This is a genomic window from Lysinibacillus parviboronicapiens (assembly GCF_003049605.2).
GTDB classification, from domain to species: domain Bacteria; phylum Bacillota; class Bacilli; order Bacillales_A; family Planococcaceae; genus Lysinibacillus; species Lysinibacillus parviboronicapiens.
Genome location: NZ_CP073713.1, coordinates 1,689,127 through 1,708,894 on the forward strand (window position 1 = coordinate 1,689,127; position 19,768 = coordinate 1,708,894).

The 19,768-nt window shown below is 38.3% G+C and carries 14 protein-coding genes and 1 pseudogene; 10 read left to right on the plus strand and 5 right to left on the minus strand.

Annotation, left to right across the window (positions count from 1 at the left end):
* Positions 1–387 precede the first annotated feature (387 nt).
* Positions 388–834 carry a helix-turn-helix domain-containing protein gene (locus C9J31_RS07970; RefSeq protein ID WP_107925132.1) on the minus strand — a complete coding sequence of 149 codons (447 nt, stop codon included), beginning with the start codon at positions 832–834 and terminating at the stop codon, positions 388–390.
* A 468-nt stretch (positions 835–1,302) separates the two neighbouring features.
* Here C9J31_RS07970 and C9J31_RS07975 point away from each other — a divergent pair, with 468 nt between their 5' ends.
* Positions 1,303–2,835: a thiol-activated cytolysin family protein gene (locus C9J31_RS07975; protein ID WP_054768049.1), complete on the plus strand. Its 1,533-nt coding sequence runs from the start codon at positions 1,303–1,305 to the stop codon at positions 2,833–2,835.
* Between the two features lie 191 nt (positions 2,836–3,026).
* On the opposite strand, the gene C9J31_RS07980 is transcribed toward C9J31_RS07975, so the two are convergent.
* Positions 3,027–4,301 (minus strand): cation:dicarboxylate symporter family transporter, encoded by a 1,275-nt coding sequence (locus C9J31_RS07980; RefSeq protein ID WP_107951460.1) that lies wholly within the window; start codon positions 4,299–4,301, stop codon positions 3,027–3,029.
* 275 nt (positions 4,302–4,576) lie between these two features.
* Between C9J31_RS07980 and C9J31_RS07985 the strand changes: the two genes are divergently transcribed.
* The 7 genes and pseudogenes from C9J31_RS07985 (at position 4,577) to C9J31_RS08015 (ending at position 11,929) form a co-directional block, all read left to right on the plus strand.
* The gene (locus C9J31_RS07985) at positions 4,577–5,062 is read left to right on the plus strand and encodes a hypothetical protein (RefSeq protein WP_107951459.1); all 486 of its coding nucleotides are present in this window, start codon (positions 4,577–4,579) and stop codon (positions 5,060–5,062) included.
* A 563-nt stretch (positions 5,063–5,625) separates the two neighbouring features.
* The gene (gene dinG / locus C9J31_RS07990) at positions 5,626–8,397 is read left to right on the plus strand and encodes an ATP-dependent DNA helicase DinG (RefSeq protein WP_107951458.1); all 2,772 of its coding nucleotides are present in this window, start codon (positions 5,626–5,628) and stop codon (positions 8,395–8,397) included.
* Between the two features lie 156 nt (positions 8,398–8,553).
* Positions 8,554–9,216: a peptidylprolyl isomerase gene (locus C9J31_RS07995; protein ID WP_107951457.1), complete on the plus strand. Its 663-nt coding sequence runs from the start codon at positions 8,554–8,556 to the stop codon at positions 9,214–9,216.
* 148 nt (positions 9,217–9,364) lie between these two features.
* A pseudogene (locus C9J31_RS08000) lies at positions 9,365–9,853 on the plus strand (DNA-3-methyladenine glycosylase family protein); the annotation flags it as partial.
* Complete coding sequence (locus C9J31_RS08005; protein ID WP_107951455.1) at positions 9,846–10,337, plus strand: methylated-DNA--[protein]-cysteine S-methyltransferase; 492 nt, start codon at positions 9,846–9,848, stop codon at positions 10,335–10,337. The pseudogene C9J31_RS08000 and the gene C9J31_RS08005, both read left to right, overlap by 8 nt.
* Before the next feature lie 130 nt (positions 10,338–10,467).
* Positions 10,468–10,629: a hypothetical protein gene (locus tag C9J31_RS08010; RefSeq protein WP_193767235.1), complete on the plus strand. Its 162-nt coding sequence runs from the start codon at positions 10,468–10,470 to the stop codon at positions 10,627–10,629.
* A gap of 967 nt (positions 10,630–11,596) precedes the next feature.
* Complete coding sequence (locus tag C9J31_RS08015) at positions 11,597–11,929, plus strand: DUF378 domain-containing protein (RefSeq protein ID WP_107951454.1); 333 nt, start codon at positions 11,597–11,599, stop codon at positions 11,927–11,929.
* 141 nt (positions 11,930–12,070) lie between these two features.
* On the opposite strand, the gene C9J31_RS08020 is transcribed toward C9J31_RS08015, so the two are convergent.
* From C9J31_RS08020 to C9J31_RS08030, 3 genes are all read right to left on the minus strand, one after another.
* On the minus strand, positions 12,071–13,591 hold the full coding sequence (locus C9J31_RS08020; protein WP_107951453.1) for a CoA-acylating methylmalonate-semialdehyde dehydrogenase: 1,521 nt from the start codon (positions 13,589–13,591) through the stop codon (positions 12,071–12,073).
* A 38-nt stretch (positions 13,592–13,629) separates the two neighbouring features.
* Positions 13,630–14,991: an aspartate aminotransferase family protein gene (locus C9J31_RS08025; RefSeq protein ID WP_107951452.1), complete on the minus strand. Its 1,362-nt coding sequence runs from the start codon at positions 14,989–14,991 to the stop codon at positions 13,630–13,632.
* A 245-nt stretch (positions 14,992–15,236) separates the two neighbouring features.
* Positions 15,237–16,406, minus strand: a complete 1,170-nt coding sequence (locus C9J31_RS08030) for a PucR family transcriptional regulator (protein ID WP_107951451.1) — start codon at positions 16,404–16,406, stop codon at positions 15,237–15,239.
* Between the two features lie 153 nt (positions 16,407–16,559).
* Here C9J31_RS08030 and C9J31_RS08035 point away from each other — a divergent pair, with 153 nt between their 5' ends.
* Together C9J31_RS08035 and hydA are read left to right on the plus strand one after the other, a co-directional pair.
* The gene (locus C9J31_RS08035; protein WP_107951450.1) at positions 16,560–17,804 is read left to right on the plus strand and encodes a Zn-dependent hydrolase; all 1,245 of its coding nucleotides are present in this window, start codon (positions 16,560–16,562) and stop codon (positions 17,802–17,804) included.
* Between the two features lie 442 nt (positions 17,805–18,246).
* Positions 18,247–19,650: a dihydropyrimidinase gene (gene hydA, locus C9J31_RS08040; protein WP_107951449.1), complete on the plus strand. Its 1,404-nt coding sequence runs from the start codon at positions 18,247–18,249 to the stop codon at positions 19,648–19,650.
* The last annotated feature ends 118 nt before the right edge of the window (positions 19,651–19,768 follow it).

Genomic DNA, 19,768 nt, shown 5'->3' on the forward strand with positions numbered 1-19,768 from the left:
ACAAAAAGGGCATATAGCACTACGAGCGGCAGGCTATTCTTAAAGTAAAAACGATACATCGTCAGATTGAAAAGTTTGGAAGTTAAATCAAAAAGCCACTCTAGATTTTTGGATGGAACGATAGTAGAAAAATGACAATGCTTATTGAATAACAAGACATCGGTCAATGAGGTTTGTGAAAACTTGTATTTAAACTAACTCGTTAGTTTAAATACAAGTTATTGTTTTAGACTCCTTTGTTATCGGACGCGATTGTTCAATAAGACAAGTCGCTTCTTGTGCTAATGACGCAGTTTTGTTAAGAAGATATATACTGAAAAAAGTCCCTTCAGATAGTTTGAAGGGACTTTCCGATATAATTAGTGTATAACTCTAAATCCAAAATGATTATTTGTATTTTTTGGCTAGAGATTCGCTACCAATTGCTCCAATGATAGTCATAAAAAACGGTCCAATTTGAAATAACAGTGAATCTTGTAAGAACACAATATTTAAATCAAATAACTTATTACCTATTACAATGAATATCTTAGCTAGTATGATTAAAAATCCAATTATTAGAAGAATATCAAAAAACAATTTCCACCTTGGATAGACTAATTTTTGGCTATCTTTTATGAGTTTCTCTTTCAAAGAATTATCCTCATTTACTAATTCATCAAGAGTAATATCAAATATGTCACTTAACTTAATTAACAATTCAATACTAGGATAACTTTCTCCACGTTCCCATTTGGAAATAGATTGTCTACTAATATTAAGTTTTTCTCCAAGCTGTTGTTGTGACATATTATGCTTTTGACGTTCTTCCTTTATTTTTGAAGAAAAATACATTTGATCAACTCCTATCCACAGTATATTTATTTGCACTAAAAAAATAAAGAACCGTATAGTTGCGAGGGTGTAAACTATTAGTTTCCCCTTGGAAACAGCATTTATTTTTGTTTGTAGCCCTTCATTTACCTGTTTATTTGTACAAAAAATAGGATTTAACAGAATTTCTGTAAATTGTTAAAGTAGCAGTTTAGTCAGTGTCTTTTATGGGGTTCCTTGTTCATTATTTCCTTATAAATGTTTTTTCATTTAAGAAAAGGGCTGCTAGGACACCGTTTTTCTTGTAATTCAACTAATCGGGGCACAATAGTTCAACAAAAGTACACTGTAAGTGTTGGTAGGGGAGTATGGTCTAATGTGTCATATTTACTAATGAATTGCTCTATAGCGAATCAAATATGCAACTAAACTGCTATATTTAAACCGGATATTTCTATGGTATAATTTCCTAAAAAAGGAGTGGTTTTTTTGAGGAATCCAAATTATTTTAAAGTAATAAAATTTCTAGTATGTTTATCTGTTAGTTTATGCATTATAACTTATCCGATTATTTCCTTTGCTGAACCACTTGATACTAATTTGCCTAGTGAAACAAGCAAATCTAATGACATTGATACTGGTATAGCAAACTTGAACTACAATAGTAGCGAAGTTTTAGCAGTGAATGGTGATAAAATTGATAGTTTTGTTCCAAAAGAAGGAATAAACTCAAATAATAAATTTATAGTGGTTGAACGTAACAAAAGATCACTTACAACTTCACCGGTGGATATTTCTATTATCGATTCTATTGCGAATCGTGCCTATCCAGGAGCATTACAACTGGCAAACAAAGCTTTTGCAGACAATCAACCTAGTTTATTGGTGGCTAAAAGAAAACCGCTAAATATTAGCATAGATTTACCTGGCATGAAAAGAGAAAATACTCTGACTGTGGATAATCCAACATATGGTAATGTGTCTGGGGCAGTAGATGAGTTAATATCTACTTGGAGTGAAAAATATTCAACAAGCCATACTTTACCTGCAAGACTACAATATTCAGAATCTATGGTTTATAGTAAATCTCAAATAGCAAGCACTCTGAATGTTAACGCCAAAGTTCTTGACAATTCACTGGGAATTGATTTTAATGCGATTGAAAATGGAGAGAAAAAAGTGATGGTTGCGGCATATAAACAAATATTTTATACCGTAAGTGCAGAACTACCGAACAATCCATCAGACCTTTTTGATGATAGTGTTCTTTTTGAAGAGTTAACCCGTAAAGGGGTAAGTAATGAAGCTCCTCCAGTTATGGTGTCAAATGTAGCTTATGGCAGAACCATTTATGTGAAATTAGAAACAAGCTCTAAGAGTAAGGATGTACAAGCAGCTTTTAAAGCCTTACTAAATGATGTCAATACCAATGTAGAGTCTAGTGCACAGTACAAAGATATTTTTGAAGAAAGTTCCTTTACTGCTGTAGTATTAGGCGGAGATTCACAAGCACATAATCAGGTTGTCTCAAAAGACTTTAATGATATTAGAAAAATAATTAAAGATAATGCAGAATTTAGTCTTAAAAATCCAGCATACCCAATTTCATATAGTAGTGTTTTCTTAAAGGATAATTCAATTGCTGCTGTTCATAACAGTACAGATTATATCGAGACGACAACTACAGAATATTCGAAAGGTAGCATCATCCTTGATCATTATGGCGCATATGTTGCGCAATTTGAAGTAGCCTGGGATGAATTTTCATATGATGAAAACGGGGTAGAAGTACTAACCCATAAAACTTGGGAAGGAAACTGGAAAGACAAAACAGCTCATTTCTCTACAGTAATACCACTTCCGCCTAATTCGAAAAATATAAGAATTTATGCAAGAGAATGTACAGGTCTTGCATGGGATTGGTGGAGAACAATTATTGATGAATACAATGTTCCATTATCTAATGAAATAAAAGTTTCAATTGGGGGAACAACATTATACCCAACAGGTACGATTAATTAGGTATTCGTCATGAGCGGTACTTGTAACGTCCATCCAAACTTGAGCTATACAAAAAGTACTTCATTCTTTGAGTTAGAAATGAATAAAACATAGAATAAACACCTTACGCTGATCTGGTATTCAATTTCAACGTAAGGTGTTTTTATTTGTCTCATTTTTAGGCAGTGCGATGCCCTATAATGTGCTGATTTTTATGCTAAGTTTTCATTATCTTTAAAGTAATTTTTCATTTTATCTGTATCGAAACGGCCTTCCCATTTCGCCATTACTAATGACGCAAGAGAGTTACCAATTACGTTAACGACTGTACGTCCCATATCAAGAATACGGTCAATACCCGCAATAAATGCTAAGCCTTCAAGTGGAATGCCGACAGTACCTAACGTTGCTAAAAGGACAACGAATGATACGCCTGGGACACCTGCAATCCCTTTAGATGTAACCATTAATACAAGCATTAACGTAATTTGTTCACCAATGCTTAGGTGAATGCCGTACATTTGAGCAATAAATAAGGCAGCAATCGCTTGGTACAGTGTGGAACCATCTAAGTTAAAGGAGTAACCAGTTGGAATAACAAAGGATACGATATCCTTTGGAGCACCTAATTTCTCCATTTTTAACATAATCCGAGGTAATACAGCCTCAGAACTTGCTGTTGAGAACGCTAAAATCAGCTCATCTTTTAATACTTTAATTAAGAAGAAGATGCTGACTCCTGCGAATTTTGCCACAAGCGCTAGAATGACAAAGATAAAGAATAGCATGGTTGCATATACAAGAATAGCGAGTTTCGCAAGCGGTATTAATGAAGCGAATCCATATTTGGAAACGGTTACACCGATTAAACCAAATACCCCTAGTGGCGCGAATTTCATAACAAGGTTCGTTACCCAGAACATAGCATCAGCGACCCCTTGGAAGAAGTCTAACACTGGTTTACCTCGTTCACCAATGGCAGCAACCCCTAAACCAAAAATAACAGAGAAAAAGATGATCGCAAGCATATCGCCTTCAGCCATAGATTGGATAATATTTGTTGGTACAATACCTACAATAATCTCGAACGGACCTTCATGTTGTACTGCCTCTGTTGTCGAAACGTATTTCGAAATATCGCCTTGAGAAAGCTCGTTCATATTCACACCAGCACCTGGCTGGAAAAGATTCGCCGAAAGTAAACCGACCACAATTGCGACCGTTGTAATAATTTCAAAGTAAATAATTGATTTTCCGCCTAATCGTCCTAGCTGTTTCATGTCGCCAGTTCCAGCAACACCTACGATTAATGTCGAAATAATAATCGGTACCACAATCATCTTAATTAGATGAAGAAAAATATCCCCTAGTGGTTGTAAATATGTTTCAATTTTGGGGTTTCCATAAAAGATGCCGCCAACGATAATACCTAAAATCAAACCAACTAAGATTTGAGTGGCTAAACTGATTTTAAATTTCTTTTTCAAACCTCGTACCTCCGAATATTAAATTTATCAGACATGTCTGCCATTTATAATACGAAGGACTTACGAAATCCGACAAAATCCGATGAAAATTAATTTATTTTTGAGAAATATCTGAATATAATATTTTGATCTAAATTTCTTAATAGATAACTTTGCTGAACCACAAAGTAGGAGGAAATGACAAAGGGCGCCTGTTCTTCTTCTATTTATAATTTAGAACTATTTATGCTTCGTGGTATAATTACAAATATTTACTAATTTAAGTAGGGGGAAATATGAAAATTTATAAATTAGCTTGTATATGTACTTTGATTGTACTCCTATCAGGGTGTAATGCATTTTCATCAAAAACAGAAGAACCATCTACAAAAGTAGCGTCAGAAGTTATAAAAAATGAACCTGTTGTCTTAGATACTACTCATAAGGAGGAAAACGAAGAAACACTGGAAGGCTTTCATCCTCTTGAGATTGATGCAGAGATAATATCACCTATAGGTGAAAATATATCTTATTTTACTTATGCGGGTCGTGTGCCCTTTAAAATATCCTTATTAAATACTGGTACTGAAAGCTTTTTATACAAAATTCGAAATGTAGATACAGAAACATATGTAGCAAATGGTGTCTTAAAAAGGAAAGAAAGTTTTGAACAAGTATTTGACGGATTACCCAAAGGAAATTATGTCATATATGCTGTTGTAGAAGAGGAAGAGCCTCCTATAGATATAAAATTAAAGATAAAGGTTGAGTTACTTCAATAACTAGATCAATATTCGTATCGAAAACATCGTGAATAGTATCTTCTTACAAAGACAGCGTTTTGCTGTCTTTTTCGTTCAGTAATTTTCGAGTTTGAAATCACCATCATAGAAATAATTCACAAATTTAAAGAGATGGTGAGAAATTGAATTGTCTTTCCATCTTTCATTTTTTTATAATTTTGACTATCCCGTTTGTAAACGATGGGCTAGATGCTTCGTTATATACATTGCAATACATTACTGTTTTCCAATTCCGTTTGGAAGGAACGAAAAACTTTTGCGACAACCCTGTCCTTTTCTGTATAGAAAATGCTTCAAGCGCTTCATTCTATCAATAAAACAAATTGAAACCATTAATTTCACAGGGGGAGAAGTGAATAAAAGGATTAAACAGCTCAACAGGAAGAATTAAAGTAGCCCAGTTTTGTATGAAAACCGCCCAACTTTTCTGACTAAACGCTCTATCCACTCAGCCGAAGCAAATGAAAACGACAGAAGCATGACCCGATACATGGTTTTATGATAAAATTCATCTATCAAATGTGAACTGTGAGTTGAGATGTATGATGGAAAGTCAAAAGTATGCAATTGTAGATTTGGAGACAACTGGTCATTCGCCAGCAAATGGTGACCGAATGATTCAAATTGCCATTGTGATTATGAAGGATTGGAAAATTGAGCGTACGTATACGAAGTTTATTCATCCAGGAAAAGCCATTCCGTCCTTTATTCAAGATTTAACGCAAATTACGGATGAGGATGTAAAGGATGCCTTGCCGTTTGAAGCGCATGCGGACTACATATATGAACTAATTACCGATTGTGTGTTTGTCGCGCATAATACGGATTTTGACTTATCCTTTTTACAAGCAGAATTTAAACGAGCGGGTTTACCAAAATGGCATGGCAAGAAGATGGATACGGTTGAACTAGCAAAAATTGTCTTCCCTATGTCATTAAGCTTTAAGCTCGGTGATTTAGCAGCAGATTTAAATATCGAGTTAGCCAATGCACATCGGGCGGACGATGATGCTCGTGCGACAGCTGAACTTTTCAAACAATGTTGGAACGAGCTCCTCAGCCTACCTCAACTAACACTCGAACAAATGCATAAGCGTTCGTTCCGCTTAAAATCAAATTTAGCACAGTTGTTCTTTGAGGCACTGCAAATTAAACGCCAACACCTCGCAAATCATGATAATGTATCCTATTACCGCAATTTTGCTATTTGTGATGGACGAAAAACACATACCAACAAGTTGGAGCTACCATCTTACCCACAAACAGCAACGGACAAAGAAAACATTATGGCGAAGACTATGCCGAATTTTGAGCAACGCCCAGCACAATTTACGATGATGGACACAATTTGGCAGGCACTTAACGATAAAGAAGAATGTGTCATTGAGGCATCGACAGGCATCGGCAAAACGGTCGGATATTTGTTACCTGCCATTTTATATGCCCGTACACATGATAAAAAAATTGCCATCAGTACGTATACAGCACACTTACAGGAACAACTTGTTGAAGAGGAGCTACCGAAAATCGAAAGAATCCTCGGCACAAAGGTGAATATTGCTGTACTCAAAGGCATGCAACATTATATCGACCTCACACGCTTTGAGCAGTACATGGCTTATGCGGACGAATCCTATGATGATACTTTTACCATTTTACAGCTACTTGTGTGGCTTACGAAAACTGAAACCGGTGTATTAAGTGAGCTCAATGTTTCAGGTGGAGGACAGCTATTTTTAGAAAAAATTCGGAAAATGCCTGATGAAAAACCATCAAAGGGCTTCGATTTCTATGAACAGGCGTTAAAAAATAGTGAGACAGCGGATTGTATTGTGACCAATCATTCAATGGTACTCAGTGATTTAGTGCGTCAAACGCCTATTTTTACACAAATTGATGGCTGGATTATCGATGAGGCCCATCAATTTATTCAATCTGCTATGCAACAAGATGAAACAGTTTTATCCTATACACAGTGGAAATACGTGTTTGGACAAATTGGCACAATGGAGGACACAGCGCTCTTTCAGCAGTTTAGTCAAGCTGCCAAGAAGAAACAACGTGTGCCTATGCAGAACTTACAGCAACTCGATAAACAATTTATCCGCCTACAGCGCGTCTTTGATGAAACCATTTCTCGTGCGGTACAAAGAATGCAGCAACAAGTAAAGGGCAAGCAAATAGGCAGCAAGTGTACATTGTTTTTAGAGGATGTCGCTTTAGCGAAAGAGCCGCTTTTGCACGTGAGCAAGCTTCTACAGCAGTGGCTAGATCTAGCAACGGAAGCGGGTCAAGCTTTTGACAACGATATCGAACAGCTCGACAACAATGAAATTTTCATTCTATCAGAGTGGCATTATTGGATTCGCGAAATGAAGCTGAAAATCGTTGAATGGGAAGAAATTTTCCTGTCTCCACAGGAGGATAATTCTGTATGGCTTGAGTTTGATTTACGCAGTGTACCAGGCAGTCTATGCGTCTATAAAAAGCCCATTAATGTGACACCTATTATTGAAAAAGTACTTGCACCACTTCGACGACAAGCAAGTATCGTGTGGACCTCAGGTACGTTAACTGTGCCAGGGAATGAACGCTTTGTTACACGTCAGCTAGGCATTTCCGATAGTGTGCAAGTGGTACAGCTACAGGCACCATCAGCGTATTATGCGGGTGCCAAGGCCTATATTGTGACAGATATGCCTGATATTCAACATGTTACACAGGATGAATATATTGAAGCGGTGGCACATGCCATCACACGCACGGTGCGTATGACAGAAGGGCGCTGTTTCGTGCTATTTACAGCGCAGGACATGCTGCGAAAAACGGTTGAGCTCATCCAAGACAGTGAACTACTCGACGACTATATGCTCTTTGCACAAGGAGTCACGGGTGGGAGTCGTATGCGTATCCTAAAATCATTCCAAAAATTTAGTCATGCCGTGCTATTTGGGACAAATAGCTTCTGGGAAGGTGTAGACGTACCAGGCGACGCACTTGCCTCTGTTATTGTCGTGCGCCTACCATTCTCGTCACCAGAAGAACCCGTCTTTAAAGCACGAGCAAAACATCTCGTAGCACAAGGGCACAACTCTTTCAATGAACTATCATTACCAGAAGCCATCATGCGCTTTAAGCAAGGCTTTGGTCGCTTGATTCGTTCGTCTCAAGATAAAGGAGCATTTATTGTCTTGGATCGCCGCATTAGCACAAAGTCATACGGTAAGGAATTTATTAAGGCCTTGCCACCAATTGATGTCAAGAAATTGCAGTTACCAGAGTTGCTGAAGGAATTAAGCAATTGGCAAAAATAAATGAAAATCCCCCTAAATTAACACCTAGGGGATTTTTGCCAAACTTTCGTGTTCAACATGAGTACACATATAATGTAGTGTTATATTTTCATAGAATGCACATTTGTCTTTTAGGTAAATATTTGTAACTGATTATATAGAGGAGTTGACAAGAATATGTCCATGCGAAATAAACTATTTAGTTTTGTCTTTAGTCTGATGGCAGTCGCTTTTGTATTAACGGGTTGTGGAACATCGGCAGAAAAAGAGAACACAGCGAAGGAATCAGGCGAAAAAACAGATTATTCATCAGCTGTGAAAGAAAATCCGATTGTGACGATTACCATGAGCAATGATGAAAAAATTGTCATTGAATTAGAGCCTTCTACAGCTCCCAATTCGGTTGCTAATTTTATTTCTTTAGTTGAAGAAGGGTACTATGATGGTCTGATTTTCCATCGAGTTATCCCTGGTTTTATGATTCAAGGTGGAGATCCTTCAGGCAATGGGACAGGTGGACCAGGCTATACCATTGAAGGTGAATTTTCTTCAAATGGTTTTGAAAATAATCTAAAACACGAACGCGGTGTGATTTCAATGGCGCGGATGGAGGATCTGAATACTGCAGGTTCTCAATTTTTTATAATGGTAGAAGAATCACCACAACTTGACGGTAAATATGCTTCTTTTGGGAAAGTAATCGAGGGAATGGAAACAGTTGATGCTATTGTTGCTGCTGACCGAGATAGTGCAAATAAGCCGTTAGAAGATCAGCAAATGAAAAAGGTCGAAGTGGATACGAAGGGTTTTGACTACCCAGCTCCAGTAGTACAAAAATAGGGTCGTATGACGATCCGAAACTTGGTGTATTTAACGTAGTATCATTTGATAAAATTGTAAGTAATAGTGCTGCAAAAAACTTCAATCTTACTTTTGATGAAATGTGGTATAAAATCATAGCTTGAATTGGCAATCCCTCAGCTGGTAAAACTTAACATTTGCCTATACATTAAAAAAGAGATTGGTGGAACATTTTGGTGAGAGTTTAACTTTTGAAGGCGAGACGTATTGGCTGTTTCCTTCATGTGAAAAAGTAGCGACCATTTCGGTCGCTACATTAAGGGACTTACAATTTACTGTAAGAAAGTGTGAATACATCATTGATATTGCAAAACTCATGGCTGGTGGTGCCTTAACAACAGAAAAATTACTTCAGAAAGAAAACGATCAAGACATCAAAAAAGCATTAATGTCTATTAGAGGTGTTGGTGCATGGACCGCAGATTATGTCATGATGAAATCCTTGCGGTGTCCAACTGCTTTACCGATGGCGGATGTGGGTCTACATAATGCGGTAAAAATTCAATTAGGCCTTGAGCATAAACCAACAATAGCGGAAATTACACAAATTGCAACACAGTGGAAGGGTTGGCAAGCATATGCTACCTTTTATTTATGGAGGTCCTTATATGACTAAACGATACAAATTAGATTACGAATCCCCGATTGGAATAGTAGAAATAGTTGGTTCAGCTGAAGGCATTCGTTCCATTATGTTTTCAGCACAAGACAAAATTGTGCATGTTAAGCAAGTTGATACTCCCCAAGTGCTAGTGGATTGTATGGAGCAGCTTCATGAATATTTTCAGGGTGAGCGCTTTTCATTTGCTATTCCTTATAATTTTGAGGGCACCGACTTTCAAAAAGCGGTTTGGCATGCGTTAACAACTATTGCTTACGCTGAAACAGGGACTTATAAACAGATTGCAATAGCCATTGGAAAAGACAAAGCAGTCAGAGCCGTAGGAAGTGCCAACGGTAAAAATCAATTAAGTATCGTCATCCCTTGTCATCGAATTATCGGTTCAAATGGTACATTAACCGGCTATGAAGGTGGTTTGTGGCGAAAAGAGTGGCTGCTTCAACATGAAAAAGCTAACTTTAGCCATGAACTAAAATGATGGGCAAATATCCTCCACATAAAGGCACTAATTTGCGTTAAAAGGTACGGACTAAGAAAGATGGAGGATTACCGAATGCAGGCAGAGATTTATGGCATACTAACAAATTATTGTGCAGGATATGATTCAATTGCTTGTAAAAAAAGGATTTGATGACTTTAAGAATATGATGATTTCTGATGCGCAAGAAATTGATGTATGCCAGCCTTTTGTGTTCACACAACAAAGTAAAACAGATTTTAGTTTTCAATATAGTATCCCAATTAAGGAGGCGTATTATGAATTTAAATAGTAATATAATAATGCGTTCCATGTCGTCCACCGTACATATGAAAACATCCATAAATTAATGAATATTGTCGAATAATTGCAGCAGAAAAAACAAACTATGTAAGTGTCGTTAACAAGTTTTTACGTTATAAATCAGATAATGCTTATTCAGGTTGGTATATCAATTTATTTCAACACCAGGAACATGAGTCCTTTGATAATGGTTGGTATAACAGTCCAATCTAAGTGATGGAAATCGAATTATATAATAAGGATTTATCGTTAGAACAATGTCAGCATTTACCGTGTATTCATTTATCGAAATTTGATTATGAGGACATAGAAGCCTGGTCGGAAGGGTGCTCTCCAACTCATCACTGGAGATTTTATTATCCAATCCGTAATAAGGACGTCATGAATATTACAATAGACGAACATGATTAACGGCGACAGTGAAACAAAGCGATAGCCGACAAAGATTATTGGGGCATAAAATCCGTAAAAAGTAAAAAACTAGTCTTAGCAGATATTACGGCTAGTAATGTCCTGGAAAAAATCTTTCAGACGTTTGATACTCTTTAAAAAAGACCGTTAAAATACAGTTATTGTTGTTAATTCGATATTTCTACATTAGCGCCAAATAATACACACTGGGAATAGTTGTGTATTTTTGGCGCTTACTTTTTAATACCGTCATGATGGTCAGTCTTTTTGGCATATTTCCTTGCTCCGTATGCATGTGCCGTTCATATTTTATCGCCGATTGGACTCGTATAAAAAAACGGTTACTGCAAAAAATACGAATGCGTCATAACAAGTGTTCTTTTGTGATGTTTGTCAATAATTCAGGTCTTTATGAGCTGTAAGGATGACAAGCGTTGAAAATGACTTACTTGAACTGACGTGTTTTAATCTTACTTTGTTGCGAGTAAGGGCGGCGTGGCTTTTCATGAGCGACGTATTTAAAAAGATGAAGGAGGTGTTACACGATGGGCGTTTTATATAGGATTGCCTTAGTTTTAGTAATTATAGGTGCGATAAACTGGGGACTTATCGGATTTTTCAGATTTGATTTAGTCGCTTATTTATTTGGTGGGCAAACTGCGGTATTGTCGAGATGGATTTATGCTCTTGTTGGGATAGCCGGACTGATCTCTATACCGATTCTTATGAAACGATTAGATGAAGAGGATGACGTGATTACAGATACAAATACGCGTAATTACAGTAATCCAAATTACAGCATGGAAGCTGGAGAAGAAGCGGATTTCACGGATGTGCCAAAAACGGAGAAAAAAAATGGTGCTTCTAAGAAGAAATAATTGAGCTAAATAGAAGCCCCAATCTTCGGCGGCTCTATCCGCCATTTCGACAGTGCTCTAAGTTCATCCGTTTTACTTTATACAAAAGTAGCCGTCTCGCGTAACTGAGACGGCTTTAATGCTTGTTAGTGTATTGTGTGCTTAGTCTTGATTACTTGGAAAAGCAAATGAGGATGTGGAGGTACTATGTTCTTCAAACCATTTCTCTGAGATTGTTTTGGTTTTCGTGAAGAAGCGGACTTGGTCAGGACCAAACATATGGCCTTCGCCAAATTTTGAACGCTTCCAACCACCAAAGTTATGATAACCGACTGGAATCGGAATCGGCACATTTACACCGACCATCCCGACCTCGATTTCGGTTGTGAATTTACGTGCTGCAGCACCGTTATTCGTGAAAATCGTGACACCATTTCCTAATTCATGTTCGTTGATTAATTGAATGGCTTCTTCTAATGTTTCTACACGCACCACATTGCGAGCTGGACCAAAGACCTCTTGTTCGTAAATTTCCATACCTGGTTTCACGTTGTCTAATAAGGTAGGCCCTAAATAGAAACCTTTTGAATTTTCCGCGATCTCTGGATGTCGACCATCGCAAACTAATGTAGCCCCTTCGTCTAGGCTACGGTCGATAAAACCAATAATGGCGTCCTTAGATTGTTGTGTGATAACTGGTCCAAAATCAACCTCGGCATCTGTGTAGGGTCCGACTTTTAATTTGGCGATTTTAGTGGCTAATATTTTCACAAGCTGGTTCGCTGTGTCTTCGCCAACCGGTATAACCGTTGAAATAGCCATACAACGTTGAGAAGCTGCTCCATAGGCTGCGCCTAAAAATGCGTTTGCTGCTTGTTCTAAATCAGCGTCAGGCATCACAATCATATTGTTTTTACCACCACCTAATGCCGTGACCCGTTTGCCGTACTTTGAACCAGTTGCATAGATATGGTCTGCCACTGGTGTTGAGCCGACAAACGAAATCGCTTCAATGGAAGGGTTTGTTAACAGCTCATTGACTGTGTCTTTATCGCCATTAATCACAGTCCAAATGCCATCTGGTAAACCAGCTTCTTGCCAAAGTTCTGATAAAAATAGAGCGGAACAAGGAACGCGTTCAGATGGTTTTAAAATAACAGCATTTCCGACCGCAACCGCCATACTTGTAATAGCAAGTGGCACCATAACAGGGAAGTTGAATGGCGAAATCGCTGCTACAACGCCAAGTGGTACTTTCGTAGAGTAAGCATTGATATGGCCGCCAACGTTTACCGAATATTCTCCTTTTAATAGATGTGGGGCATTGATTGCCAAGTCCACAGATTCTAAGCCTCGTGTGATTTCGCCCTTAGCATCCTCCTTGGTTTTACCACTTTCTGTACATATCAGTTCAATCAATTCATCCATACGTTCGGTAAGTAGTTGACGGAATTTCAAGACAATTTCAGCTCGTTTGCCAACAGACAGTGCACGCCAAGCTGGAAATGCTTTTTTCGCCGTTTCGATGGCAAGCTGTACCTCTTGTTTTGTAGCAAGTGGTACACGGGCAATGACGGAGCCTGCACTTGGATTAAAGACATCTGAGAATTTGCCACTCTTTCCTGGAACGACCTTGCCATTAATAAAATGACCCAATTCTTTTACTTCTGTATTCGTTACCATAAATTTATTCCTCCTTATTTCTACTATTTTCAAAAATATTAGGACTGTTGTTGAAGGGCTTTTAAGGCATTTGTGAATTTTTCTATAATGAAATCTTTCTCATCCAATTTGATGATCAGCGGTGGCGACAGTGTCAAAATATTATTAAAACCGGCTACGGTAACGCCATTTTTTCCGATAAGTAATCCTTGGTCTTTACATAAGCCAATCACTTTATTAACCTCAGCTATGTCGAGTGGGGCCTTAGTGTTTTTGTCGCTTACAAGCTCTACGCCAATAAGTAGACCTTTTCCACGAATATCACCAACATTTGGGTGATTTTTTAAGTGCTCTTGCAATTCAGAGAGTAGCACAGTACCGAGCTCTTCAGAGCGAGCAAATAAATTTTCCCGCTCCATAATTTCGATATTTTTTAAGGCAACCGCACAGGCTGCTGGCGAACCACCAAATGTGTTGACGTGGCGGAAGAAATCATATTCTTCGCTACCCGCAAATGCCTCGTAAATTTCTCGGCGCACAGCTGTTGCAGAGAGTGGCATATAGGCACTCGTTAAACCTTTTGCCATTGTGACAATATCGGGCTGTATGCCATAGTTTTGGAAACCAAATGCTTTGCCTGTACGACCAAAGCCACAAATTACTTCATCAACGATTAGAAGAGCCCCATGTTTTTCACATACAGTTTTAACTCCTTGTAAGTAATTTTCATGTGGCATAATCACACCGCCACCAGTAATAATTGGTTCCATAATAACCGCTGCAATGGTATCGGACATTTCCCAGGTCATTACATGATCGATGGCCTGTACAGATGGCAGAGCCACAGGATCTTCAATATGATCTTCATTGGCACGATAGGTATCCGGCGGTGTGACATGGATGAACCCAGGTGCCAATGGTTCGTATTTGTATTTACGCTGTGCTTGTCCCGTTGCGGCTAATGCGCCCATTGAGCTACCATGATAGGCACGATAGCGAGATATAAATTTTGTGCGATTTACATTGCCTTGTTGTTGGTGATATTGACGGGCAATCTTAAATGCAGCCTCATTTGCTTCGGAGCCACTATTGGAAAAAAATACGACATAATCATCCCCTAAAAGCTCGCTAATTTTTTCGCTTAATTGGACGGCAGGGATGTGACCGACAGATAATGGTGTATAGGTATTCTCAAGTAATTGCTCGTAAGCAACCTTGGCGATTTCCTCTCGTCCATAGCCAACATTGACACACCATAATCCAGACATCGCGTCTAGGTATCGCTTGCCTGTTGTGTCCGTAATCCAAGCACCCTTTGATTTTTGGACAATCATAGTTGCATTGGGATTGTAGGGTTTCATCGAGTGCCAAACATACTGTTCATCTTTTACTTGCCAATTTTGACTTGTTAAATTCGTCATTGTCGATCATCTCTCCTTTTAACTGAAGCAACTTAGGCAAGCAATCTATTACGACTGTTGAGTACTAGATTGTCCTGAGTAGGCTGCTTTACTTTTGGTATAGATAGAGGTATCTCAAATATTACTTCTAAAGACAACTCCATTGGTACTTTATATGAATACAGGAGGAGCTTTAGAAGAGATATCTATTGACCGAAGATTCTGATATATTAAATTGTGCAAATGCACATATCGACAAGTTTCAGTTATTTATGCGCTAAAACATCTTCTATTAAAAAGGCAATATAGAGATTTGTTTTTGTAAATGGATTACTTAAATCCATATCTAACAGCGTTTCAATTTTTTTAATTTTATAAAGAACTGTGTTGCGATGAATAAATTGTCGTTCACTAATTTTACTCGTGCTGCCATTTTCCTCAAGGAAAATGCGTAGAAACGGTACATAATCTGTATTGTGTAGATCATCGTATTGGTAAAGTTGCCCAAGTATATCTTGGCTAAATGATTTGATTAACGTCTGATTTTGTACAGCCATAATAATTTTATAGGCGCCAATTTCTTTATATTTGTATAAGAAGCGATTGTTGTGCAGCTGTGCTAATTGGATAACCGTTAAAGATTCTTCATAGCTTTTACGAACATTTTCAAGTTCTTTATAATAATTTCCTTTGCCAATGATGATATCTAAATCACCATTTTTCTGTGAAATTTTGTCGTATATTTCTTCAACAATTTTTGAGAAGGGGATAATTGGTGTATTGATTTGTGCTCGATCGATTAAAAAAATGAGGTGATTTTTATACTTCAGTTTCAAGAAACGCTTATATCTATGTTGAAATGCGAACTGTATCATGACCTCATATCGGTCAATGCTAGATTGTCCGCCAACGGTTGTACAAGTAATGATGGCTAGCTCTCGACCTTGTAGAAATCCGAGTTGGAGTAGATTTTCTTTCATAGCATTTGAGTGCTGTTTGTAGTGAAAAAGTAAGTTATAAAGAATTTTTTCTTCAACAGAATGCTCTTGCTGATGCGTGGCGATAAATTGAAAGGTTGTTTTTAATAGATCGGCTACACGACAATTCCATGGCATTTGAAAAAGTGGGAAATCATGCTCGTTAGCAAAAGTAATAACCGATGCAGGAATGTCCGGAATATAAGGACCTGTGTTCACAATAAAGCCCGCTACTTTTTTAGCGAAGGCGAGTTTAACAAGTTGTTCCAAGGCGTCGTCCTGTTGTGATAGGTTGATACCTGTCGTTACGACTAATTCATTTGGTCGGCAAAACATGATTAAATCAATGCTCTCTACTACGTTAATACCTGTAACTCTACGATACAAACCACTATGACCAGCTACTAATGTTAGCATAGGGAATTGAACTCCCTCCACAATTTTGCGAATCGTCCCCATATTACCCCCCCTTAATATGAACATAACTTACCATATATAATGTGCAGATGCACATATTTTTTTAGGTTTATAGCTATAGCTCACCGTTTTTTTCTATCTTAGAATTTACATAAATGAACCTTCAATTACTAATGTGAAAGAGAGGACTTGCATATGTATAAATGTAATAGTAGACGATTGCAAGAGTCAATTGAACAATTTAGTCAATTTGGAGCAACGCCAAATGGGGGCGTTACGCGTTTGTCTCTTTCAAACGAGGACCTTTTAGCGAGAGACTATTTTTGTAAGTGTTGCGAGGAATTGGGTATGGAAATTACGATAGATGATATGGCAAATATCTATGCCATTCTACCAGGGAAAAAGGATGTTCCGCCAATTGTTATGGGATCCCATTTAGATTCGGTTGAAAAAGGCGGAAAATTTGATGGTGTTTTAGGTGTTTTAACAGCATTAGAAGCAATTAGAACGTTGAAGGAAAATGATATAGAACTAGATGTGCCATTAATGATTGTTAATTTTACGAATGAAGAAGGCGCAAGATTTGACCCAGCGATGATGAGTTCAGGTGTGATTGCTAGCAAATTTGACAAGGACACAATGCTACAGTCTGTCGATAAAAACGGCATGACGTTTAAACAGGCACTGCAAGAAAGTGGTTATGAGGGGGAAAAAGAAAACCGTTTGCATGAAGCACTTGCTTATATAGAACTGCATATTGAGCAAGGGCCCGTATTAGCTGCACAGCAACTGGAGATTGGTGTGGTGGAAGGCGTTTTAGGCATGGTTTGTTATGAAATAACAATTACTGGAGAATCAAATCATGCTGGGACAACACCGATGTCGATGCGTAAAGATCCCATGATTGTAGCATCCACAATCATTACCTATTTACATGAACAGCTTGGTAAAATCGATGAAACACTGGTGTACACGTTTGGGCGAATGCATGTATCACCTAATATTCATACCGTTATACCGAATAAAGTAACGTTTACGATAGATTCACGTCATCAGAGTCCAGAGGTGATGCAGAAAGTAGAACAAGTACTAAAGGGTCTCCCGAGCGAACAACAAGGTTGCCATGTTCAGCCAGCTAAACGATGGGGGAGAGATACTGTGTTTTTTGATGCATTGATTTGCGCTGAAGTGGAAAAATCATGTCAGGGCTTCGGCTATAGTTCTCAGCGAATGTTTAGTGGGGCTGGCCATGATGCCCAGTATATGGCTAGTATCATTCCTTCAGCAATGATTTTCGTACCGAGTATTAATGGGAAAAGCCATTGTGAAGAAGAAGAGACGCCATTTGAGGACTGTGCGAAGGGTGCTGATGTCTTATTGGAGACAGTTTTGACACTGCAAACAAAGTTCAGCATGGATGAGACTTACACATTACATTAATATGCCGTTAGTTATGGAAAGCCCATTCATGATAGCGCAACACCAACGGGCCATGAGCGTTGATAGATGCTCTATCAGTGCTTTCCGATTATCGGTGGAAGTAGCCGTGCAATCAACGCAATTCACACTTCTAGCAGTAAAGGTTTCATGACAATGCGACGCTTTTTCACGTTGGCATTTAAAGAAACACGAACATTCTTGATAGGCGTGTAAGACTGCGACTCGAGCGGGAAAGCAAGCAAACCGAGACGCTGGACCGAACGTAATTTAAGAAAGTAGCTCGGTGCTTGCCCACAGAAAGCCTCCAGCTGTAGCGCACTATAACTGTGTGAGAGGAATAATTACTTGATTTTCTTTAATAATATTCGCGTTTATTGACATGAAGGGACTTATAAAATGGATTCATATAGCTATTAATTTGAGATGAAGGGTGTGGGGGAGTATGAAAAAAATTATTAAAGGTGGACTAATTGCAACTGCTACAGATGTATATGAGGCAGATATTTTCATTGAGAACGGGAAAATTGTGCAAATTGGTAAAGATTTAACGGTTTTAGATGCAGAGATAGTGGATGCTACTGGCAAGTATGTAATGCCTGGAGGTATTGATCCCCATACACATTTAGATATGCCATTTAACAATACAGTGACGGATGATGATTGGAAGTCTGGTACGATTGCCGCCGCATTCGGCGGCACCACAACTATTTTGGATTTTTGTTTAACTGCCGGTGAAGAAAAGCTTTCGACAGCTGTAGAAAAGTGGCATGCAAAAGCAAAGGGCAAATCGGCAATCGACTATGGTTTCCATTTAATGATTGGGGATTTAACACCTGAGACAGAAGCAGAATTACCGGTATTACTAGAACAGCAAGGCATTACGTCTGTGAAGGTGTTCATGGCCTATGCAAAAGAATTCCAAGCGACTGATCGTACGCTATTTAAAGCATTTAAAATCGCTAAAGATGTAGGTGCTGTCGTGATGGTGCACTGTGAAAATGGCTCTGTCATCGATGAACTTGTCGAAGAAGCGAAACGAGCAGGTCATACAGAGCCAATCTATCATGCACTTACCCGCCCAGTGGAATTGGAAGGCGAAGCGACGAAACGGGCAATTGAACTAGCTCATATCGCAGGTGCCAAGCTGTACGTAGTGCATGTTACTTGTAAAGAGGCAGTAGATGAAATTATTGCAGCACGTGAAAAAGGATATGACGTGTATGGCGAAACATGTCCGCCTTATTTAACACTAGATCAATCTGCGTTAGCACAGCCAGGTTTTGAAGGGGCAAAATATGTTTGGTCACCACCACTTCGTCCGAAATACCACCAAGAGCATTTATGGAACGCACTAAAAGCAAAACAATTACAAACAATTGGTTCGGATCAGTGTTCATTTAGTTTCAATGGCAAGAAACAATTGGGCTTAAATGATTTCTCTAAAATTCCAAATGGCGGTCCGTTTATCGAAGATCGATTCAGCATTTTATATTCAGAAGGCGTGACGACTGGAAAAATTTCAATCAATGAATTTGTCGATATGGTTTCTACAAGTGCTGCAAAAATTTTCGGCTTATACCCACAAAAAGGCACGATTGCCATCGATTCTGACGCCGATATTGTTATTTTTGATCCACAGGTAAAACGTGAAATTTCAGCTAAGACACATCATATGAATGTGGACTATAACCCGTATGAAGGCTGGGAAGTTACTGGAGAACCTATCAGTGTACTTGTACGCGGGGAGTATGTCATTAAGGATAAAGAATTCGTAGGGGTATTAGGTAGTGGCCAATATTTAAAACGGGGTTTAAAACCGGCTACTGCAGAAACGATAAAAATTTAACTTCTTTCAGCAAATATTAATTGTACCAAAAGCGTGACGCAATTATACCGAGGCATCATTCATCTTTTATTCGTGGATGTCCGATTGTTTCTGTCTGGAGAGCACAAACAATCGTGTT